Origin of the sequence: Nocardia sp. NPDC051052 (assembly GCF_044456045.1) — a bacterium.
Lineage (GTDB): Bacteria > Actinomycetota > Actinomycetes > Mycobacteriales > Mycobacteriaceae > Nocardia.
The window spans coordinates 168,270-189,243 of the sequence record NZ_JBITFL010000012.1 but is presented as its reverse complement, the minus strand read 5'-3'; the positions used below and the strand labels follow the sequence as shown (position 1 = coordinate 189,243).

At 68.1% G+C, this 20,974-nt stretch carries 21 protein-coding genes; 7 read left to right on the top strand and 14 right to left on the bottom strand.

The window, feature by feature from the left end:
* Window positions 1-11: 11 nt before the first annotated feature.
* Together ACIBCN_RS34570 and ACIBCN_RS34565 are read left to right on the top strand one after the other, a co-directional pair.
* A complete protein-coding gene (locus tag ACIBCN_RS34570) occupies window positions 12-374 on the top strand; it encodes a hypothetical protein (RefSeq protein ID WP_396995906.1) in 363 nt (120 codons plus the stop codon).
* Window positions 375-454: 80 nt separating this feature from the next.
* Entirely contained in the window at window positions 455-1,153 is a 699-nt protein-coding gene (locus ACIBCN_RS34565) for an HNH endonuclease family protein (protein WP_396995904.1), read from the top strand.
* A gap of 109 nt (window positions 1,154-1,262) precedes the next feature.
* Here the strand turns inward: ACIBCN_RS34565 and ACIBCN_RS34560 are convergent, their stop codons facing one another.
* Complete coding sequence (locus ACIBCN_RS34560; RefSeq protein WP_396995988.1) at window positions 1,263-2,069, bottom strand: sulfurtransferase; 807 nt, start codon at window positions 2,067-2,069, stop codon at window positions 1,263-1,265.
* Window positions 2,070-2,331: 262 nt separating this feature from the next.
* Between ACIBCN_RS34560 and ACIBCN_RS34555 the strand changes: the two genes are divergently transcribed.
* Window positions 2,332-3,555 carry a benzoate/H(+) symporter BenE family transporter gene (locus tag ACIBCN_RS34555; RefSeq protein ID WP_396995903.1) on the top strand — a complete coding sequence of 408 codons (1,224 nt, stop codon included), beginning with the start codon at window positions 2,332-2,334 and terminating at the stop codon, window positions 3,553-3,555.
* Window positions 3,556-3,657: 102 nt separating this feature from the next.
* Here the strand turns inward: ACIBCN_RS34555 and ACIBCN_RS34550 are convergent, their stop codons facing one another.
* From ACIBCN_RS34550 to pdhA, 4 genes are all read right to left on the bottom strand, one after another.
* Window positions 3,658-5,058 carry a uracil-xanthine permease family protein gene (locus ACIBCN_RS34550; RefSeq protein WP_396995902.1) on the bottom strand — a complete coding sequence of 467 codons (1,401 nt, stop codon included), beginning with the start codon at window positions 5,056-5,058 and terminating at the stop codon, window positions 3,658-3,660.
* Between the two features lie 96 nt (window positions 5,059-5,154).
* Window positions 5,155-6,660, bottom strand: a complete 1,506-nt coding sequence (locus ACIBCN_RS34545) for a dihydrolipoamide acetyltransferase family protein (RefSeq protein ID WP_396995900.1) — start codon at window positions 6,658-6,660, stop codon at window positions 5,155-5,157.
* 30 nt (window positions 6,661-6,690) lie between these two features.
* On the bottom strand, window positions 6,691-7,674 hold the full coding sequence (locus tag ACIBCN_RS34540; protein ID WP_396995899.1) for an alpha-ketoacid dehydrogenase subunit beta: 984 nt from the start codon (window positions 7,672-7,674) through the stop codon (window positions 6,691-6,693).
* Complete coding sequence (pdhA, locus tag ACIBCN_RS34535; protein WP_396995898.1) at window positions 7,671-8,783, bottom strand: pyruvate dehydrogenase (acetyl-transferring) E1 component subunit alpha; 1,113 nt, start codon at window positions 8,781-8,783, stop codon at window positions 7,671-7,673. The genes ACIBCN_RS34540 and pdhA overlap by 4 nt, the downstream gene beginning before the upstream one ends.
* Before the next feature lie 135 nt (window positions 8,784-8,918).
* Between pdhA and ACIBCN_RS34530 the strand changes: the two genes are divergently transcribed.
* Entirely contained in the window at window positions 8,919-9,410 is a 492-nt protein-coding gene (locus ACIBCN_RS34530) for an Lrp/AsnC family transcriptional regulator (protein WP_396995897.1), read from the top strand.
* A gap of 109 nt (window positions 9,411-9,519) precedes the next feature.
* A complete protein-coding gene (locus ACIBCN_RS34525; RefSeq protein WP_396995896.1) occupies window positions 9,520-10,326 on the top strand; it encodes an SDR family oxidoreductase in 807 nt (268 codons plus the stop codon).
* Window positions 10,327-10,332: 6 nt separating this feature from the next.
* Here the strand turns inward: ACIBCN_RS34525 and ACIBCN_RS34520 are convergent, their stop codons facing one another.
* The 3 genes from ACIBCN_RS34520 to ACIBCN_RS34510 form a co-directional block, all read right to left on the bottom strand.
* On the bottom strand, window positions 10,333-11,499 hold the full coding sequence (locus ACIBCN_RS34520) for an alpha/beta hydrolase family protein (RefSeq protein WP_396995895.1): 1,167 nt from the start codon (window positions 11,497-11,499) through the stop codon (window positions 10,333-10,335).
* A gap of 86 nt (window positions 11,500-11,585) precedes the next feature.
* Window positions 11,586-11,978, bottom strand: a complete 393-nt coding sequence (locus ACIBCN_RS34515; protein ID WP_396995987.1) for an acyl-CoA thioesterase — start codon at window positions 11,976-11,978, stop codon at window positions 11,586-11,588.
* 26 nt (window positions 11,979-12,004) lie between these two features.
* Window positions 12,005-12,958 carry an AraC family transcriptional regulator gene (locus ACIBCN_RS34510; protein WP_396995894.1) on the bottom strand — a complete coding sequence of 318 codons (954 nt, stop codon included), beginning with the start codon at window positions 12,956-12,958 and terminating at the stop codon, window positions 12,005-12,007.
* Window positions 12,959-13,039: 81 nt separating this feature from the next.
* Between ACIBCN_RS34510 and ACIBCN_RS34505 the strand changes: the two genes are divergently transcribed.
* Together ACIBCN_RS34505 and ACIBCN_RS34500 are read left to right on the top strand one after the other, a co-directional pair.
* Window positions 13,040-13,882, top strand: coding sequence for an NAD(P)H-binding protein (locus ACIBCN_RS34505; RefSeq protein ID WP_396995893.1), 843 nt, complete (start codon window positions 13,040-13,042; stop codon window positions 13,880-13,882).
* Between the two features lie 184 nt (window positions 13,883-14,066).
* A complete protein-coding gene (locus ACIBCN_RS34500) occupies window positions 14,067-15,266 on the top strand; it encodes an MFS transporter (RefSeq protein ID WP_396995892.1) in 1,200 nt (399 codons plus the stop codon).
* Window positions 15,267-15,272: 6 nt separating this feature from the next.
* On the opposite strand, the gene ACIBCN_RS34495 is transcribed toward ACIBCN_RS34500, so the two are convergent.
* The 6 genes from ACIBCN_RS34495 to ACIBCN_RS34470 form a co-directional block, all read right to left on the bottom strand.
* Entirely contained in the window at window positions 15,273-16,019 is a 747-nt protein-coding gene (locus ACIBCN_RS34495) for a hypothetical protein (protein ID WP_396995890.1), read from the bottom strand.
* Window positions 16,020-16,130: 111 nt separating this feature from the next.
* Window positions 16,131-17,294, bottom strand: coding sequence for a DUF5925 domain-containing protein (locus tag ACIBCN_RS34490; RefSeq protein ID WP_396995889.1), 1,164 nt, complete (start codon window positions 17,292-17,294; stop codon window positions 16,131-16,133).
* 48 nt (window positions 17,295-17,342) lie between these two features.
* Window positions 17,343-17,936 carry a hypothetical protein gene (locus tag ACIBCN_RS34485; RefSeq protein ID WP_396995887.1) on the bottom strand — a complete coding sequence of 198 codons (594 nt, stop codon included), beginning with the start codon at window positions 17,934-17,936 and terminating at the stop codon, window positions 17,343-17,345.
* Window positions 17,937-17,972: 36 nt separating this feature from the next.
* Window positions 17,973-19,388 carry an NAD(P)(+) transhydrogenase (Re/Si-specific) subunit beta gene (locus tag ACIBCN_RS34480; RefSeq protein ID WP_396995985.1) on the bottom strand — a complete coding sequence of 472 codons (1,416 nt, stop codon included), beginning with the start codon at window positions 19,386-19,388 and terminating at the stop codon, window positions 17,973-17,975.
* 17 nt (window positions 19,389-19,405) lie between these two features.
* Complete coding sequence (locus ACIBCN_RS34475) at window positions 19,406-19,720, bottom strand: NAD(P) transhydrogenase subunit alpha (RefSeq protein ID WP_107654393.1); 315 nt, start codon at window positions 19,718-19,720, stop codon at window positions 19,406-19,408.
* On the bottom strand, window positions 19,720-20,838 hold the full coding sequence (locus tag ACIBCN_RS34470) for a Re/Si-specific NAD(P)(+) transhydrogenase subunit alpha (protein WP_396995886.1): 1,119 nt from the start codon (window positions 20,836-20,838) through the stop codon (window positions 19,720-19,722). The genes ACIBCN_RS34475 and ACIBCN_RS34470 overlap by 1 nt, the downstream gene beginning before the upstream one ends.
* Between the last annotated feature and the right edge of the window lie 136 nt (window positions 20,839-20,974).

The window sequence follows — 20,974 nt, the reverse complement described above, 5'->3', positions numbered from 1 at the left end:
CGGAGGCAATCATGACGATTCTGCTCCAAGTTCTCGAGCAGAGCTTCACGCCGACGACGCCGTGGGAACGGCGCAAATTCACCTTCATCAACGCCGAGAAGATCGTCGGTATGCGGCTCGACGGTCAGTCCGGCGTGTGGCTGGACCTGTCCCGCCCCGGTGAATCACAGCGCCTGGCCAGAACCCTGGACTCGCACGACGCCATCGCCTTCCTGCTCGCCACCTTCGCCAAGCTCGCCGAGTGCGAGGAACGCGGCGGCTCGTGGCTGATCGGGCACGACGGCGCGGACGCCGAGTCGATTTCGGCCACTCGGTTCCCGCCGAGGGCAAGCGAGGTCGCCGATGACGACCTGCTCGCGCGGGCCTGGTTGTGAGGGTTGTGTCGCTGCGCTGCTGACAACTGCTCGTGCGTCGGGTTCAACGAATGTCGGTCCCTCCGTGTATCTCTGGCGCCATGGACATTCGGCGTTGGGTCGTTGGCGGGCTCGTCGCGCTGTGCGCCGCCGGGTGCGGCCAGCTCGGCGTCACCCCGGTGGCACCCGCGCCGGGTAGTCCGACCAGGGTCGAGTTGGCGCGGTTACTGGCCGGCGTGCGCGTAGTGCCGGATCGGCCGCATCCCGGCGGATACGACAGAGGTTGCCAGGCGGGACAGGGTTGTGTGTTCGGGCAGGCGTGGACCGACGACAACGATGGGCCGGGCGGACACGATGGCTGCGATACCCGCAACAACGTGCTGGCCAAGCAACTCGTCGGGGTGAGTTTCCGGCCGGGGACGCGTGATTGCGTGGTCGTCGGCGGCATGTTGAACGATCCGTACACCGGCAAGCGAATCCCGTTCAAGAAGGCCGCCGCCAACGATGTGCAGATCGACCACGTGTATCCGCTGGCCGCCGCCTGGGATCTTGGCGCGGCAGGCTGGCCGCCCGAGCGGCGCATCCGCTTCGCCAACGACCTCGACTTCACCCTGCTCGCCACCGACGGGCGCACCAACGAGGCCAAAGGTGACAAGACCCCTGCCGAATGGCTGCCACCCGCACGCGCGAACCATTGTTTCTACGCGGGCAAGTACCTCACCGTGGCCGCCCAATATCAGCTACCGCTGACCGAAGCGGACAGCACGGCGTTGCAAGGGGTGGCGCGCACCTGCCCCTGAGCGTCAAGATCCCACGACAAGGTCGCATGCCACAGTAGGCGGGTCTACCTGTCGGCAGAGCAGCTCGCGGCGGCCACTCGGACGTACGTGTCGACCGAGCAGCCCGCGATCAGCTGCCGGTCGCGACGGGCCGCTTCGGGTCGTTCGACCACTGCGACCACGACCCCGGGTAGAGGGCCGCATCGATACCAACGACGGCGAGAGCGGCCACCTGGTGGGCGGCGGTGACGCCGGAACCGCAGTAGACCGCGACCGGTTCGGCGGTGAATCCGGCGAAGCGGTCCCGCAATTCGGCCGGGGCCCGGAAACGTCCGCTGGCATCGAGGTTCTCGGCGGTGGGGGCGCTGATCGCGCCGGGGATGTGCCCGGCCCTCGGGTCGATCGGCTCGATCTCGCCGCGGTAGCGCTCGCCCGCGCGGGCATCGAGCAGCACGCCACGCCAGCGAGCCGCCGCGTCCGCGTCGATGACCTTCAAATGACCCGGGCTCAGTTCGACGTCGCCGTGCTCCGGATCGGGCTCGGTGCCGGTGGCGAGTTCGCCGCCGGCGTTCGTCCAGCCGGGCAGCCCGCCGTCGAGGATCCGCACGTCGGCGATGCCCGCCCAGCGCAGCAGCCACCAGGCGCGGGCCGCCGCCATGCCGCCGGTGGCGTCGTAGACGATCACCGGATCGGCGTGGCGGATGCCCCAGCTGCGCGCGCATTTCTGCAGCTGCGCGATGTCGGGCAGCGGATGCCTGCCGCGCGCGGGCGAGGGTGGCGCGGCCAGCTCGGTTTCCATGTCGACGAACACCGCGCCGGGGATGTGGCCGTCCAGATAGTGTTGCGGGCCGTCCGGGTCACCCAGCGACCATCGGACGTCCAGCAGGCGAACCCGCTTGTCCGACAACGTCTCCCGAAGCTCCACCGGCGAGATCAGTACCGCGCTCAACCCAGGCTCCTAGTCCAGTAATCGCACCTTCGCGCACCGAATACCCATTACCCTACGCATCTGAACTGGGCAATGTGGCTGCACCCCAGCGCTACTCGCCGGTAAGGACGACCGGGCGGGCGGTCGGACCATCGAATCGCCGGGTGGCGGCGTCCGGCGAACGCGCTGGTCGCGACCGTTCGGCAATTCGGTCCAGTTTCGGCCGATTGGCCCGTGACGGACCAGTCCAGTTGCGGGCAGGATCGCCACAATGTCGAACGTTTCACCGGCCACCACGGCACCCACCGAGCCGGATCCAGGGCCGGAGGCCACCGGGACCGGGCTCGCGCAGCCGGTCGGCGCCGGTGTTGTCACCGCGCTGGTGGGTTTCACCAGCTCCTTCGCGGTGGTGTTGAGCGGACTGAACGCGGTCGGCGCCAACGCGGCGCAGGCCGCCTCAGGGCTGCTCGCACTGTGCGTGACGCAGGCGATCGGCATGCTGGTGCTCAGCTACCGGTTTCGGATGCCGATCACGCTGGCCTGGTCGACGCCCGGCGCCGCGCTGCTGGCGAGCACCGGCGCGGTGGCGGGCGGCTGGCCCGCCGCGGTCGCGGCGTTCGCGGTCGCCGGGGTGTTGATCGTGATCACCGGCGTGTGGCAGCGGCTCGGCAGGCTGGTCGCCGCGATTCCGGTGGAGATCGCACAGGCCATGCTGGCCGGGGTGCTGCTGCCGCTATGCCTTGCGCCGGTGAAAGCGGTGCAGTCCAGCCCGGCGGTGGTGATTCCGGTGATCCTGGTGTGGCTGGTGCTGCAGCGGGTGGCCAAGCGCTGGGCGGTGATCGCGGCATTCGGCACGGCGGCGCTCGGCTCGGGCATCAGTATCGCGGTGCAGCACAAGCACCTCGACTTCGCCGCGATGGTGCCGTCGGTGGAACTGACACTGCCGCACTGGAATTGGCAGGCGATGATCGGCGTCGCGATACCGCTCTACATCGTCACCATGGCCTCGCAGAACATCCCGGGCACCGCGGTCATGAAATCCTTTGGCTACCAAGTCCCTTGGCGGGCCGCGATGACCGTCACCGGCATCGGCACCATCATCGGCGCGCCCGCGGGCGGGCACGCGATCAACCTGGCCGCGATCAGCGCCGCCCTCTCGGCGGCACCCTCGGCGCACCCCGACCCGAAGAAACGCTGGATCGCCACCTTCACCTCCGGCACCATCTACTTCGTGGTCGCCCTCGGCTCGGCCGCATTGGTCACCTTCATCGCCGTCGCACCAAGGGGCGTCCTGGAAACCGTTGCGGGCCTTGCCCTCCTCGCCACCCTGGCAGCCGCTTTGACCGGCGCGCTGAGCTCCGAAAAACACCGCGAGGCAGGCATCGTCACCTTCCTGATCGCCGCCTCCGGGGTCGGCTTCCTCGGTGTCGGCGCCGCGTTCTGGGCCCTCATCGCGGGATTGGTAGTCCGCAAGGTGCTGACGCACCGCGATTGACCGAGCACGCAAACCCGCTGTGGCACAGCAAGCGACGTCAGGCCGAGTGGCGCACCGTGCCGGCGGTCGCCGAGAGGGGTTCGCCACTCGCGACGCGGCAGGTCAGGCTGGGGCCGGGGTGGGGTGTGGGGCCGCGGTATCTTTCGGTTCGACCATGGTCTGTTGCTCTGATGTTTTCGGGGTCACGCCGCCTCGGGCGAGTGCGCTCAGTTTGGTGTGGTTGAAGAGCAGATTGAGGGTGAAAGCTGTTGTCGCGCCAAGGGTTATGCCGCTGGAGAGCAGGATCTGCGCCCCGGACGGGAAGTGCACGAACATGTCCTTCGCCAGCACCGGCAGCAGGCCGACGCCGAGAGCGGTGGCGACGATGGTGGCGTTGACCCGGTCGCCGAGGTCCGCTTTACGCAGGGTGTCGACGCCGACGATGGCGATGGTGGCGAACAGCACCAGGCCGACGCCGCCGACCACCGGCTCGGGAACCGCCGCGACCATCGCGCCGAAGCGGGGTAGCACCCCGAGCACCACCAGGATGGCGCCGCTGGTCGCGGTGACGTAGCGGCTGTAGACCCTGGTGGCCGCGACCGCGCCGACGTTCTGGTTGAAGATCGTGTCGATGAACGCGGTGAACATCCCGCCGAGCACCCCGGAGAGCCCGTCACCGACCAGGCCGCGCGCCAAATCACCCTTGCCGATGGGCTTTCCGGTGATCTCGCTGATCGCCAGCATGCTCGCCGTCGATTCGGCGAACACGACCGCTATCACCACGCTCATCGCGACCACCCCGGTGATCGGGAACTCCGGCGCGCCGAAGTGAAACGGCTTCGGCAGGCCTACCCAGTCGGTCCCGGCGATCCCGTCGGTGTCGATGAGCCCCATCGGGATGGCCGCGACAATGCCGACCACCAGGCCGATCAGCACGCCGAGCTGAGCGACCATGCCGCGGCCGAGGCAGAGGAAGCCGACGGCGATCAGGAAGACGACCGCGGCGAGCGCGATATGCGACGGTGCGGCGAAGGTGGGCGCCTTCGGGTCGGTGCCGATGATCAGCCCGCCCGCCACCCCGATCAGCGAGACGCCGACCACGGTGAGCACGGTCCCGGTGACCAGCGGCGGAAAGAACCGCACCAGCCGGGCGAACGGCCAGGCCAGCGCGACGCCGACGACACCGCCGATCATCATCGACCCGTAGACCGCGGGCAGCCCGTACTCCTTCGCGATCATGATCATCGGATCGAGGCCGATGAAGGTGGCCCCGCAGATGATCGGCAGCCGCGCGCCCGCGAGCTTGGCCACCCCCAGGCTCTGCACCAGCGTGATCACCCCGGCGATCAGCAGGTCCGCGCTGATCAGCAGGCCGATGGTGGCCCGGTCGAGCCCCGCGGCCGCGCCGAACACCAGCGGCACGGTGATGCACCCGGTGTACATGATCAGCACGTGCTGGATGCCGAAGGTGAGCTGCCGCCCGAGCGGCAATCTGGTATCGACGAGATGCGCTGCCTCTGCCATGCCTACAGAACTAGTCGGTCTTCTTTACATCGAGCGCCCGCAATGTTTCCCCCGCGTGACATCACACCCACATCTCGCGCACGCCCGCTGAATCCGCTAGATGCGGCTCAGCAGGGTGAGCGGGTCTTCGAGCAGGCTCGCGGTGGTGGCGAGGAAGCGGGCGCCCAGTTCGCCGTCGATCATGCGGTGATCGAAGCTGATGCCCAGCGTGGTAACCCAGCGGATCGCGAGTTCGTCGCGGAACACCCACGGGCGCTTGCGGATCGAGCCGAGGCACAGGATCGCGGCCTCGCCGGGATTCACCAGCGGCACTCCGGTGTCGACCCCGAACACGCCGACATTGGTGATGGTGAACGTGCCGCCGCGCAGGTCGGTGGGGCTGGCGCCGCCCGCGCGCGCGGTCTCGGCCAGCCAGCCGATCTCCCTGGTCAGGTCGCGCAGGTTCAGCGACTGCGCCTCCTTGATGTTCGGCACCAGCAGTCCGCGATCGGTGGCCACGGCGACGCCGAGGTTCACATAGTGCTTGGTGACGATCTCCTGAGCCGCCTCGTCCCAGAAAACATTCATCTCCGGGAATTCGGCCAGTGCCGCCAGCACCGATCTCGCCACCAGCGCGAGCGGGGTAAGGGTCACTCCGGCAAAGGATTTGGTGCTACGGAGATGGTCGAGCAGCTCCATCGACGCGGTGCAGTCCAGGGTGACGAAGGTGCTCGCCTGCGGGATGGAGCGGGCGCTGGCCAGCATGGCCGCCGCGGTGCGTTTGCGGATGGCGCTGATCGGTGTGCGAACCTCGCGGGCCGGTGGGCGGATCACCCCGGCTGCGGGGTCGGTGCCGGCCGGCGCGGTCGCCACCCGCGTGGCCTGCGGTTGACCGGCCAGCGTGCGTGGTTGCGAGACCGGGACCGCGCCGCGCACGTCCTCGACGGTGACCGCGCCGTCCGGCCCGGAGCCCGCGACGAACCACAGATCGATGCCCAACTCGCGGGCAAGCCTGCGAGCGGCAGGTGTGGCGGCTGCCCTGGTGGTGGTCAATGGGGGTCTGGTTGGCGAGAAGGTCGCCGCGGCTTCATCTTCCACATCCGTAGGCGAAACCGTTTGCGCAGCAGGAGCTTCAGCCAGTTCTGGCACGGCTCGCCGCGCTGCCGAATCCTCCGTTTTCCGACCCGAATCCGCCTCCGTAACAACAGATGTCGCGGCAACAGGCCTGCGCCGCCGCGACACCGCCTCCCCCTCCGGCCCGTAACCGACCAGCACCGCGGTCCGCCCCGCGCCGGGCGCCTCACTCGACACCTCGGCACCGTTCGTCTCGCCCGCTCGACTCGCCGGTGCCGCCGCACTGTCCCGCACCCGTATCAACGGCGCGCCGACCAGCACGGTCTCGCCCGGCTGCGCGAGCAACTCCACCACCAGCCCCGCGAACGGCGAAGGCAGCGCCACCACCGCCTTCGCCGTCTCGACCTCGGCGATCGTCTGATTCAGTTCCACCGCGTCGCCGACGCTGACCGACCAGGACACCAACTCGGCGTCGGCCAGCCCCTCCCCCAGGTCGGGGAGGCGGAATTCCAGGATGTCGCCGTGGCCCGGCTTGGCACGATCTTCCACGTGGGCACCTCTCACTACGGCGGACCGGCGTCAGGCGGCGAGCGTTCGATCGACCGCGGCGAGGATGCGGTCGGGGTCGGGCAGGTGGAACTTTTCGAGCTTAGCGGGGGGATAGGGGATGTCGAACCCGCCGACGCGCAGCACCGGCGCCTCCAGGTGGTAGAAGCAGCGTTCGGTGATCCTGGCGGCGATTTCGGCACCGAGACCGGCGAAAACGGGCGCCTCGTGGGTGACGATCAGCCTGCCGGTCTTGGCGACCGACTCCTCGATGGTGTCGAAGTCGATCGGCGAGAGGCTGCGCAGATCGATCACCTCGAGCGAATGCCCTTCCTCGGCGGCGATTTTCGCGGCGGACAGGGCCGTGGCCACGGTGCCGCCATAGGCGACGACGGTGGCGTCCGAGCCGACGGTGCACACCCTGGCGCGGTCGAGCGGTAGGCCGCCGTCGCGATCGAGCGCGAGGAAGTCGATGTCGGCCTTGTCCCAGTAACGCCGCTTCGGTTCGAAGAAGATGACCGGATCGTCCAACGCGATCGCCTGGCGGATCATCAGATACGCGTCGGCGGGATTGCTCGGCGACATCACGCGCAACCCGGCGGTGTGCGCGAAATAGGCTTCCGGCGATTCCGAATGGTGCTCTACCGAGCCGATCCCGCCGCCGAACGGGATGCGAATCGTGAGGGGCGCGTTCACCTTTCCCTGCGTCCGGTAGTGGATCTTGGCCACGTGCGAGACGATCTGATCGAAGGCGGGATAGACGAATCCGTCGAACTGGATTTCACACACCGGCCGGTAGCCGCGCAGCGCCATGCCGAAAGCCGTTCCGACGATGCCGGATTCGGCGAGCGGGGTATCGACGACCCGGTTGTTGCCGAAGTCCTTCTGCAGGGTGTCGGTGACCCGGAAGACGCCGCCGAGGCGACCGATGTCCTCGCCCATCAGGATAACTTTGGGGTCGTCCTCCAGCGCGCGACGCAGCCCGGTGTTGAGCGCACCTGCGAACGTGGTGATCATGAAGGGACTCCTTCCGGTCGCGCGGCCGCCTCGCTGGGATCGCCGGCCAGGTATTCCGCGTACTCCCGTCGCTCTTCGGTGATGAGCGCGTGCGGAGTGGTGTAGACGTGGTCGAACAGGTCCATCGGTGCGGGGTTGGGCATTTCGATGGTCGAGGTGCGCACCTGGCGGGCGACCTCATCGGCGCGTTCGGCGACCTGACGCTCGAACGCGTAGTCGGACAGCGATTCTCGTTCCAGCAGCCTGCGCAGCCGGTCGATCGGATCGCGGCGGGCCCACTGCTCGGTCTCCGCGGACGAGCGGTAGCGGGTGGGGTCGTCGGCGGTGGTGTGCGGGCCCATCCGGTAGGTCAGCGCCTCGATGAAGGACGGCCCGCCGCCGGAACGGGCGCGGGCCACCGCCTGCCGCGTCACGGCGAGTACCGCGAGCGCGTCGTTGCCGTCGACCTGCACGCCCGGGATGCCGTAGCCGTAGGCCCGGCGCACGATCGGGGTCTGGCTCTGCACGTTGACCGGTTCGCTGATCGCCCAGTGGTTGTTCTGGCAGAGGAAGACCACGGGGGCGCTCCAGCTCGCCGCGAAGCCGAGTGCCTCGGCGATGTCGCCCTGACTGCTCGCGCCGTCGCCGAAGTAGGCGATGGTCGCGATCTCGGCGCCGTCCAGGTGCGCGGCGTAGGCGTAGCCGGTCGCGTGCAAACCCTGCGAGCCGACGATGATGTTCGGGTTGGTCATATTGACCGCGTTCGGGTCCCAGCAGGAGTGCGCCACGCCGCGCCAGAGCCGGGTGAGCTCGGTGGGATGCACGCCGCGGCAGTACGCGACGGCGGCCTCCCGATAGCTGCAGAACACGTAGTCGTCGGGGTGCAAGGCGTGGGCGGAACCGACCTGGGTGGCCTCCTGCCCCAGTAGCGGAGCCCATAGACCGAGTTGGCCCTGCCGTTGCAGGGCGGTCGCCTCGGTGTCGATCCGCCGGGTGACGACCATATCCTCGTATAGGGCACGTAGCTGCTCGGGCCCGACGTCGGCGACCAGTGCGGCGTGCTCGCGATCGAGGACACGGCGACCGTCGGGCTGGACCAATTGAACCGGATACTCGACCTTGTCTGGCATCGGTAGCCGCCTCCTCACCATTTCGGTGTGCTCTACCTCACAGCATCCACGATAATGCGAACTGCGCAAGTGATCGACACGCGAATGCGCAGAATGCTCAATTCTTACCCCAGTCGCAATGTCATACTGCGTTCCATGACCAGAGAAGCCGTCGACGTGACCTTGGACGCCACCGACGCCAGGCTTTTGCTGGAACTGGTCGCCAATCCCAGAGCCACCGGCGTGGAGCTGGCCGCAAGGCTCGGGCTGTCCCGCAACACCGTGCAGGCTCGGCTGTCGCGCTGGGAGGCCGGCGGCGTGCTCGGCAGTTTCGAGCGCCGGGTGCGGCCGCGCGCGCTCGGCTACCCGCTGTCCGCGTTCGTCGCGGTGGTCGTCGATCAGCACCAATTGGATTCTGTCGTAGACGAACTCGCCGAGGTGCCCGAGGTGACTGAGGTGTGCGGCATGACCGGGCTCACCGACCTCACGGTCCGGGTGGTCGCCAGGGACGCCGACGACCTGTATCGAATTGCCGGGCAGATACTGAAGGTTCCCGGCGTCGAGCGCACCAACATGGCGCTGGTGATGCGCGAACTGGTCGGCCCGCGCACGGCGCCGCTGTTGAATCGACTGTCGCGCGGTAACTGACCGAATATTCGCGCGCGAGTTCCTGAGCGCCGCACCGGGCTTCCGGACCGGTTACCCCGGTTGCCGAATTCGTGGCGGCGGGCCGGCGCGGCCCCGCTAGGGTGCGGGAATGGAGATTTCGGGCAAGGTCGCGATCGTCACGGGGGCCGGAGCGGGCATCGGCGAGGCGCTGGCCCGCAGGCTGGTTGCCTGCGGTGCGCGCGTGGTACTGGCCGACCTCAACGCCGATGGAGCGACCCGCATCGCTAAATCGCTGGGCGACACCGCGATCGGGGTCGGCGGCGACGTCGCGGACGAGCGGGTGATCCGCGTGCTGATCGACCGCGCCGAATCCGAATTCGGCCCCGTCGACCTCTATTTCGCGAACGCGGGCATCGGCGGTGGCGCCGGGCTCGACAGCACCGACGCGCAGTGGGCGGCGGCGTTGGAGGTCAACGTACTCGCGCATGTTCGCGCCGCACGGCTGCTGGTGCCCGATTGGCTGACCCGCGGCACGGGCTATTTCGTGTCGACCGCGTCGGCGGCGGGCCTACTCACCCAGCTCGGGTCCGCGCCCTACGCGGTCTCCAAGCATGCCGCGGTCGGGTTCGCCGAGTGGCTGTCGGTCACCTACGGCGACAAGGGCATTCGCGTGAGCTGCGTCTGCCCGATGGGTGTGGACACCCAGCTCCTGCACACCGGCCTGGTCCCACCCGAGCACGCCGCCGAGGCCGAACTCGCGGTCAAGGCCGTGAAGACCGCGGGCCCGGTGCTGTCCGCCGACCTGGTCGCCGAGATCGTCGTCGCGGGCATCGAAGCCGAGCACTTCCTCATCCTGCCGCACCCCGACGTACTGAAGATGTACCGCCACAAGGGCACCGACTACGACCGCTGGCTCGACGGCATGCGCCGCTTCCAGGCCGCCCTGCAAAGCTGAGCCAGCTCAGCGGTCGACGACGACCTCCGGGTCGGTCGGCGGCTGATCGAGGACGGTGCCGGAACGGTCGCGGAGGAACTTGTCGAACATGGCCGCGACGTAGGTGCGCACCAGGGTGGTGGCGCGGTCCGCGGGGAGGGGGCCGATGTATCGCTTGGCGGCGGCCCGGGCGATCTCGGGCACCAGCGCGGGCATATCGGTGAAGTCGTAGTGGGCCGAATCCCGCAGCATCAGTTGACGTTTCCAGCCGGTGCCGTGGTGCCAGAAGGCATCCAGCGACGGCGCGGCGTCGCCGACCTCGTTGATCTGCTGGCTTGTCAGCACAAGCACCGGCCGGTCGACGCCGTCGGTGGCCGCGCGCCCGAAATCCTCGTCGATGCCGATCTGCCCGTCGAGATCGATCGCGGCGTCGATGCGGCGGTCGTCGTGCATCGACTCGACGGCGGTGAACCCGCCGAGCGAGTGCCCGATCAGCCCGATCCGGTCCAGGTCGAGGGCACGATCGAGGCCCGAGGGCAGGTCGCGATGCTCGGCGTCCGGGTTTTCGCCGCGGGCCAGTCCGGTGAGGGAGTTCAAGACCAGCTGGACATCGAGCATCCTGGCATCCGCGAATCGATGCCGGGTTTCCTTGTCGAATGCCGGCATCGGCGCGGATTGAACCAACCTGCCGCCGGGGAACTCCACCAGCTGCGCCTCATAGGTGTGGTCGATGGTCACGACCACGTAGCCCCTGCTGGCGAGATCCTCGGCCAGGCCGGTGCTCTCCACCCGTGAGACGCCCGCTCCCGGCGTGAACAGCACCACCGGATATGCCGATCCGGCGAGCGCGGGTGCGCCGCTGTAAGAGTTGGTGAGCAGGCCGGGCAGCTCGATACCGTAGCGCTTCTCGAGTTCCGGGATCAGCACGGTCGACGCGTAGTGTGCCCGCGGGTACTTGTCGATCTGAGCGGCCGGATAGAACACCGACACCATCAACTCACGAGACCGCTCCGGCTTGAACGGGTCCGGTCGCGCGGCGTCGACCAGGTGCAGAGTCGTTGTGCCGACCGGGGATTGGCCACCCGGCCGGGGCAGCACCGTCACCCCCACCGGCGAAGCACCGGAAAAACCGGTACTTCCCGCTACTAATGCGGCGGCGGATAACAGCGCAGCGAACAGCCGATTTATCAACATTCCCCCATGAGGTGAAAGCACGTCCTACCGCGGCCACTCCCAGGCCGCGGTATCGACGCTAACAACAAAACCGTTGCCGCACACCTTCAGTCGGTGACAAGGGTGCTGGCGGCGGTCCGGATGACAGCCGGAATCTCTACGGGCTTACGGGTTTCGGCGTCGACGTAGACGTGCACGAATACGCCGGTGGCGGCTAATTCGAGTGCGCCGTCGGTGTCGCGGAAGATGGCCAGGTCGTAGGTGATGCTGGAGCGACCGAGGCGCGAGATGCGCAGGCCGACCTGCAGCTGATCCGGGAAGCTGAGCGAGCCGACGTATTGGCACGAGGTCTGGGCGACCACACCGAGCGCGGGCAGGTCACGGATGTCGGTGCCGGTGGCGTGCATCAACCACGCGTTGACCGCCGTGTCGAAGTACGAGTAGTAGGTCACGTTGTTCACGTGACCGTAGTGGTCGTTGTCCGCCCAGCGGGTCGGCATCGGCCAGAGGACCGGATACTGCTGCGTCACCCGGCCGACGATAGCTCAGCGGGGGTGGCGCCCTGGCGGTGGTCGCGCGGGCTCACGCCGAAGTGGCGTTTGAAGGCGGTGCTCAGCGCGAAGGCGCTGCCGTAACCCACTTGGCGGGCGATGGATTCGATGGTGGCGTCGGATTCGGCGAGCAGGTCGGCGGCCAGCGCGAGGCGCCATTCGGTGAGAAAGGACATCGGCGGCTCGCCGACCAGGTCGGTGAAGCGGCGGGCCAGCGCGGCCCTGGACACCCCGACGGCCTCGGCCAGGCTGGCCACCGTCCAGCCGTGCGCCGGATTGTGTTGCAGCAGTCGCAGCGCCTTGCCGACCAGCGGGTCGCTGTAGGCGTGGTACCAGGCGGGCGCGTCGTTGCGCGCGAACCAGGCGCGCAGGGCGGCGATCAGCACCATGTCCAGCAGGCGGTCGAGCACGACGCCCTGGGCGGGCTGCTCCTTGACGGCCTCGTCGACCAGGATGTCGAGCAGGCGGGTGTCGAAGTCGCCGCGCTGCAGCACGATGACCTGCGGCAGCGCGCGCAGCAGGCGCTGGCTGGCCGCGCCCGCCGACTCGTAGGTGCCGGTCACCATCAGGGTGGCGCCATCGGCGTCGGTCCCCCACTGGCGCACGCCGAGACTCAATGTCTCGCAGAGGGTTTCGCCGTCGAGTGTCTTCGTCACGTTGCCGGGATGGATGACGATGTCCGGCTCGGTGGCCGGGTCGTCGGCGATCGTGTAGTGGTCGGGTCCGCGGAAGATCGCGACGTCGCCTTCGCACAGCTGGCGCGGCGCGTTCTTGTCCATCATGATCCACGCGCCACCGCGCACCATCGACACCACGGCGAGCGACGCCTCGTCCTGAATACGCAGCGACCACGGCGGCTTCAGCAACGAGCACATGACGAACGCGCCGCGGGCACGTGGACCTTCGAGCAGACTGGCGAGCGCATCCACGTCATCCACAGTAGACGATCACGCATGGTCATGAGCTGCTGAACTATGTCTCGTCCAGCCCCCTGACGATGTACTCGAACAATGACAAACAGCAACGCAAACGACCTCATCCTCGTCACCGGCGGGACCGGCAAGACCGGCAGCCGCGTCGCCGCCCGGCTCGAGCAGACGGGCCACTCGATCCGGATCGGATCGCGCTCGGCCGAGATCCCGTTCAGCTGGGAGGACCGCGATACCTGGGCCGCCGCACTGGCCGGCGCGCACTCCGCGTACGTCGCGTTCCAGCCCGACCTCGCGGTGCCCGGCGCCCCCGAGACGCTGCGCGCGTTCGCGGCCGCGGCGAAGGCGAGCGGCGTGCGCAAGCTGGTGCTGCTGTCCGGTCGCGGCGAGCCGGAGGCGGCGGAATGCGAGGAGATCGTGCAGGAATCGGGTCTCGACTGGACCATCGTCCGGTGCGCCTTCTTCGCGCAGAACTTCAGCGAGGGCGCGTTCACCGACTACATCCTGGCGGGCGAGGTGGCGCTGCCCAACGGTGCGGTGCCGGAACCGTTCGTGCACGCCGACGACATCGCCGACGTCGCCGTGCGCGCGCTCACCGAGGACGGGCACCAAGGCGAGGTCTACGAGTTGACCGGGCCGCGCGCGCTCACCTTCGCCGAGGCGGTCGCGGAGATCGCCGAGGCGACCGGGCGCGACATCGCCTTCATCCCCGTCTCGCGCACGGACTTCGTTGCGGCACTGACCGATTACCAGGTGCCCGCCGACGTGGTGAGCCTGCTCGACTACCTGTTCGGCACGATCTTGGACGGCAGGAACTCGAAGACCGCCGACGGTGTGCGCCGGGCTTTGGGCCGTGAGCCAAAGGATTTCACCGAGTACGCACGTGAGACGGCCGCAACCGGCATCTGGAACATCCAGGGCTAGTGGATGGTTGGAACAAGTAGAGGCTGTGCAGACGACCTGTGGAGCCGGATCGCATCGACGCGATCCGGCTTCCGGACCGGTGGGCCGACGATGTCCCGCCCCGGATCCCGCGAGGTCGGGCCGGTCTTTGCCGACATCGAGGGGGTGGGGCGCACGCGGAAATCTCATCGGTACCGTCGAGACGATGGTGACTTCGACGGCTGATCGAACAACCCGCACGGCCCGGGCCGCCGTGTTCACGGTGTTCGGCTTGAACGGGTTCCTGCTGGCCATGTGGGTTGTGCACATTCCGCCGATCACCGATCGGACCGGCGTCTCGAAGTCGACGCTCGGGATGTTCATCCTGCTGATGGCCGGTGCGGGCATCGTCGGCATGCGCATCGCGGGGCCGCTCGCCGACCGGTTCGGCAGCCGGACCCTGGTCGCCGCCGCCGCGATCATCGCGTCCGTGGCGGTGATCGGGCCCGGCCTCGCTACCGGCCCGGTCGCCTTGGCGATCGCGTTGGCCTGCTTCGGTTTCGGCAACGGCGCGCTGGACGTGTCGATGAATACCCAAGCGGTGCATGTGGAACGGGCCTACGGCCGCCCGATCATCGCCGCCTTTCACGCGCTCTTCTCCGGCGGCGGCCTGCTCGGATCGCTGATAGGTGCCGCGACCTTGCGGGCCGGGCTGGATTTGCGAGTGACGTTGGCATCGGCGGCGATCGCCTGCATGGCACTGACGTTCGCGGCGCTGCCACGACTGCTCCGCGACACCGATCCCCCGGCAGCCGAGCAGCACCTGCGCCAAAAACCTGCGGCCCCAACGGACTCCACCGGACGCGAGCACCGCCGGAAGGTATTGGCGCTGGCCGTGATCGCGTTCGCGGTGCTGCTCACCGAGGGCGTGGCAGGCGACTGGAGCACCCTGCAGATGCGCGAGCACCTCGACGCCGACGCGGCCACCGCCGCACTGGCTTTCGGCGCCTTCTCGGTCGCCATGACCGCGGGCCGCCTGGCCACCGATCGGGTGAGCGGCGCATTCGGCCGGGTCGCCGTCGTTCGCTACGGCATGCTGATCTCGGCGCTCGGACTGGCCGTGATCCTGGCATCCCCCTGGATCCCGCTGACCCTGCTCGGCTGGGCGTTGACGGGCCTCGGCCTGTCCGGCAGCGTCCCGCAGATATTCACCGCCGCGGGCAATCTCGGTTCCGGCAAGGCCGCGACCGATATGTCGCGCGTCTTCAGCTTCGGCTATCTCGGCCTGCTGGCCGGGCCCGCGGTGATCGGCTGGCTCACCGCGGTGGTCCCGCTGACCACCGCGATCGCCGTTCCGCTCATCGCGGTGCTGGTGTGCTGCCGCTATGCAGGCGTCGTCGCTCCGGACCGCGCCGAATCCAGCTAGCCGCAGCTATTTCGGCGGCACCAAGCACAGCGTCATCGGGTCCGGCTTCGGGTAGACGATGGTGCTGTCCTCGGTGTACTTGCTGCCGCACGCGGACTTGTTCGCCGTGCCGAGAACGATGCGGCCGATCTTGTAGTCGGCGGCCGCGGTGCACGGCACCTTGGTGCTGGCACCGAGCGTATTGCCGTCGACACAGTCACCCTCCTTCACATTGAGACGAAGGCAGAGCGTGTATTCCTTGCCGCCGGTCTGGTAGTAGCTGGCGTAATCCTTGGTCGCGCAATCCTTGTTGGCGCCGTCGATCCGTTCCGCCACCACGTAATTGGCCTCGGGGTCGGCACACTCCTTGGTAGCGAATTCGGCCTTGAAGGTGGTGCCGGACAGTTTCGCGCACTCGCCGACCGCGACCTTGTCGCCGTCCGGGCGAAGCAGCACGACGAGCCCGATGACCAGGCCGATCGCGACCACGACGGCGATCGTGAGGAAAATGGCTTTGCCGCGACCACCCGACCGCGACGGCGGCGCGGGCGGCGGAAAATTGCCTGGCGGAAATCCGGGCTGCCCGGGCGGCGGGAAACCGTTGGGCGGCGGAAATCCGTTGTTCGGTGGAAAGCCGTTGTTCGGTGGCGGATAGCCGTAACCCGGCTGTGGTTGATACCCCTGTGCGCCGGGTGCCTGCGGATAACCCGGCTGGCCGTAGCCCTGTCCACCAGGTTGCCCCGGATACGGATAATTAGGTGGTGGTGTAGTCATGGATTCCCCTCCCCAGGGTTCAAAGCAATTCCACCGCACACGACGGCAGACGAACTCACAGAATCTAGCCGATCGATCCGGATTCCGGGTGCTCGCCGATTGCCTACCTCGTCACAGATAGAGGCCCGAATTGATGGGATCATCCTTGACCGATTGAATTTTGGTGTCGCCGTCGCGCAGCGCCACCAATTCCGCCAGCGTCGCGCCGTCCGGGCAGGCGGCATCGGCCGGCGTATCCGGACGACGTTCCCTGGCGAGCCAGGCCGCCGACTCGGCGGGTGACAACCGGCCGACCTCGAGCTGGGCCAAGCAGCGGCCCGGCCGGGTGACGGCGGGGTGCAGCCGGGACAGGTCCTCGTTGGTGGTGATCGCGACCAGCACGTCCCTGCCCTGGCCGAGCATGCCGTCGGTCAGGTTGAGCAGCCGCGAAAGGCCCTGACCCGCCGTCTCTTTCGCCTCGCCGCGAATCAGCTCGTCGCAGTCCTCCAGCACCAGCATGCGCCAGCGCTTGGTGTCGTCGTCGCCGTCGACGCCCGCCGCCACGTCCATCAGGTAGCCGGGCTTGCCGAACATCACCTCGGGGTCGAGCACGCAGTCGAATTGACACCACGGCGCCCACGCCCGCGCGAGCGCACGCAGCGCGGTGGTCTTCCCGGTGCCCGGCGGCCCGTGCAGCAGCACGAGACGGCCGCGCACGTCCGCCGCCGTCAACGCCATCAGCCGGTCCATGGCGCCCGCGACATCCTCGGGGTAGTTGCCGCGGATCGTCGGCCACTCCGGTGCCGAGATGGCGTGGCCGCGGCGCTGCGGCCCGTGGCCTGCCATGTGCCAGAAGCCCATCTCGATGGTCTCGCCCACCTCGGGCTGCGCGGCCGCGCCCTTGATCGACTCGGCGAGCACGGTGGCGGCCAGCTCGTCGGTCTCGGCGGTGACCTCGACCATCGCCGACCCGCCCGACCAGCGGATGGCGCGCAACGACCAGCCGGTGCCGACCACCAGGGTCGCGGTGCTCTCCTCCTCCTGCACCGACCGCACCACCTGGCCGTATTCGGGGCGGAGCAGCGCCTCCGGGTTGATCCGTTCGAACCGCGCGATGTGCGCGCAGGGTTGATCGCCGCGCAGGAACGGCGTCACCGCGAGGGCGTCGATCGCGTCGCGGGTCGAGTAGGCGGAGTCGACGGTGACAGCCCACGGCAGCCGCTCGGCGAGATCGGCCGAGGGTGCGCTCGGGTCGATCAACCGAAGCGGCTCATTACGAGAGGACACTCCGAGCATGATCAGGGTTACCGGCCCGCCGTGTCCAGCAAATTAAATCGTGGACGATCATCTTCCGACCGCACGCACGCAGATCGTGGTCGGCTCCGGCGTCGAATAGACGAGGCCCCATTGCGCTCTGGTGTCCACCCCGCACAGCAGGCGATCCATGGTGCCATGGACGATCCTGCTCACCTGGTAGCTGTGCGGGCCGCAGGCCGTCTTCGGGCTGACGAAACCGGGCAGGTCCTCGAAGCAGTCGTGCTCGGCCGCGTTGAGCGTCAGGCACAACCGGTATCCGTCCGGGCCTGACCGCTTGTAGTAGGCGTAATCGGGGCTCGGGCAGGTGTCGACGTCGTTGTCCACCCGCAGCGCCACTCGGTAGTTGGCGTCCGGGTCGGCGCAGTCGGCCTGCGCGAGTTCCGCGGCACTGGTCGCGCCCCACACCTTCGCGCAGCTCCCGGCCGTGATCTTGGCTTCGCCCGGCGCCGATTTCATGTTGAGGAAGACGCCGACGACCAGGCACACCGCCACCCCGACGACGAGCACGGCGAGCTTGACGATCCAGCGTGCTTGCCACGGTTTCCGGCGCACCGGCACCGTGACCTCGAGACCCGTTGCGCCGTCCTCGGTTTCGGTGGGCGGCGGAAAGCCCTGCGACATAGCTGTTTCCCCCTGAGGCGATTAGGTCCAGCTGCCTTACAGCGCCTTCAGTTCCTCGGTGACCGCGCCGACGGACTTCTTCGCGTCGCCGAACAACATCGAGGTGGTGTCGGCGTAGAAGAGCGGGTTGTCGATGCCCGCGAAGCCGGAGTTCATCGAGCGCTTGAGCACGATGACGCTCTTGGCCTGGTCGACGTTGAGCACCGGCATGCCGTAGATCGGGCTGCTGGCGTCCTCCCGGGCGGCCGGGTTGGTGACGTCGTTGGCGCCGATGACCAGCGCGACATCGGTGCGGGAGAACTCGCCGTTGATGTCGTCCATTTCCTTGAGCGCGTCATAGGGGACCTCGGCCTCGGCGAGCAGCACGTTCATGTGACCGGGCATGCGACCCGCGACCGGGTGGATGGCGTACTTGACCTCGACGCCCTTGGCTTCGAGCAGCGCCGCCATTTCCTTGACCGCGTGCTGGGCCTGGGCCACCGCCATGCCGTAGCCGGGGACCACGATGACCTGGTTGGCGTAGGCCATCTGGATCGCCGCGTCGGCGGCGGAGGTGGCCTTGGCCTGCTTGGCCTCGCCGTCGCCGCTGGCGCCGGGAGCCGTTCCGCCGCCACCGAATCCGCCCGCCACGATGGCCGGGATGGACCGGTTCATGGCCTTGGCCATCAGGTTGGTCAGGATGGTGCCGGACGCGCCGACGATCATGCCCGCCACGATCATCGCGGTGTTGTTCAACGCCAAACCCGCTGCGGCGGCCGACAATCCGGTCAACGCGTTGAGCAAGGAGATGACAACGGGCATGTCCGCGCCGCCGATCGGCAGCACCACCGCGAGACCGAGCACGCCGGCCAGCACCAGCACCGCGATCATCCACAGTTGGGACACACCATCATTGGTGGCGCCGATGCCGATCACCACCGCCGCGGCGATCGCACCGATCAGCAACAGCAGATTCAGCGGCTGCTGCAGCTTGCCGAGCCCGAGCGGACGACCGGGCAGGATCTCCTGCAGCTTGCCGAACGCGATCAGCGAGCCCCAGAACGAGATCGAGCCGATGATCGCCGCGAACAGCGAGCCGACCACGATGTGCACGGTCGGCTCTTCGTCGAAGTGCGAAAAGCCTTGGCTGTTGATGAATTCCGACCACGCGATGAGCGCGACCGTGCCACCGCCGACGCCGTTGAACGCGGCGACCAGCTGCGGCATGGCGGTCATCTTGGTGAACCGGGCCGGCGGCACACCGAGCGCGATACCGACCACCAGACCGGCGACGATCAGGATCCAGTTGCTGGTGTGGCGCACCGAGATCAGCGTCGCGACCACGGCGATGAACATGCCTACCGCGGCGATCAGGTTGCCGCGCACCGCGGTCTTCGGGCCGGTCAGGCCCATCAGGCCGTAGATGAACATGCCGAAGGCGATGATGTAGAGGCCGTTGACCAGGTAGGACACGTTGTCGAAGGTATGCATCACTTCTCCGCCTTCACCGGGGCTGCTTTTTTGCCCTTGAACATGCCGAGCATGCGGTCGGTCACCACGAAACCACCGATGACATTGAGGGTTCCGAACACCACGGCGACGAACAGGATGATCTGGGTCAGGATCGACGGGTCCTGCACGTTGCCCAGGGTGACCAGCGCGCCGAGCACGACGATGCCGTGAATGGCGTTGGTACCGGACATGAGTGGGGTGTGCAGGGTGTTGGGCACCTTGGAGATGACGGCGAATCCGACGAACCCGGACAAGACCAGGATCGCGATATTCGCGAGCAGTTCGGTGTACATCAGGCTTCCACCTCACGTGTCACGCAGGAATCGGCGAGCACCTGATCACTGAAGTCCGGCGCGAGCTTGCCGTCCACCAGCATCAGTTCCAGCAGTGCCGAAATGTTCTTCGAGTACAGCTCTGAAGCGTGCTCCGGCATGGTCGCGGGCAGGTTCAACGGCGAGGCGATGGTGACCTGGTGCTTGACCACGACCTCACCGGGCTCGGTGAGCTCGCAGTTGCCGCCGGTCTCCCCGGCCAGGTCGACGATCACGCTGCCGGGCTTCATGCCCGCCACCGCGGCGGCGGTCACCAGTCGCGGCGCGGGGCGGCCGGGCACCAGCGCGGTGGTGATCACCACGTCGAAGCCCTTGATCGCGTCCTCCAACGCCTGCTGCTGCTTCGCCTTTTCCTCGTCGGTGAGCTCGCGGGCGTACCCGCCCTCGCCTGCGGCATCGATGCCGAGATCGAGCCACTGGGCACCGACCGAACGCACCTGATCGGCGACCTCGGGCCGCACGTCGTAGCCCGTGGTGCGGCCGCCGAGGCGCTTGGCCGTGGCCAGCGCCTGCAGGCCGGCGACACCGACGCCGAGCACCAGCACCGTGGCGGGCTTCACCGTGCCCGCCGCGGTGGTGAGCATCGGGAAGAAGCGGGTCGACTCCGACGCGGCGAGCAGCACGGCCTTGTAACCGGCGACGTTGGCCTGCGACGACAGCGCGTCCAGCACCTGCGCACGCGAGATGCGCGGGATCGCCTCCACCGCGAACGCTTGCACGCCAGCGGTTTTCAGCTTGCCGATCTGGTTGTCCGCGTTGCGCGGCGCCAGGAAGCCGATGAGGGTCTGACCACTGGACAGCTTGGCCACCTCGGCGTCGCTGGGCGGGGCCACCTTCACGACCACCTCGGCCGACCACGGATCGCCGATCGTCGCGCCCGCCGCCTCGTAGGCGCTGTCGGGAATGAGTGCGCCGAGCCCGGCGCCGGACTCGATCACCACCTGCACGCCCTGCTTCAGCAGGGTCGGAATGATCTTCGGCACCAATGCGACACGTCGTTCGCCCGCGTTGGACTCGCGAACGACTCCGACACGCGCGCCGCGTGGCGACTCGTCGCCTACGCTCTGCGTTGTCTCCACTATGTCAGTTCCTTCTCGTGCTGAGCTTCAGGCATCAGATGGACGACCGGACGATGTTACTTCAGAGTAAGGTCGCTCAAATCCTCGCTACTGTACCTGCCGTTTTGTGCAGACCGCTGAGACGCCCGTCACAAGA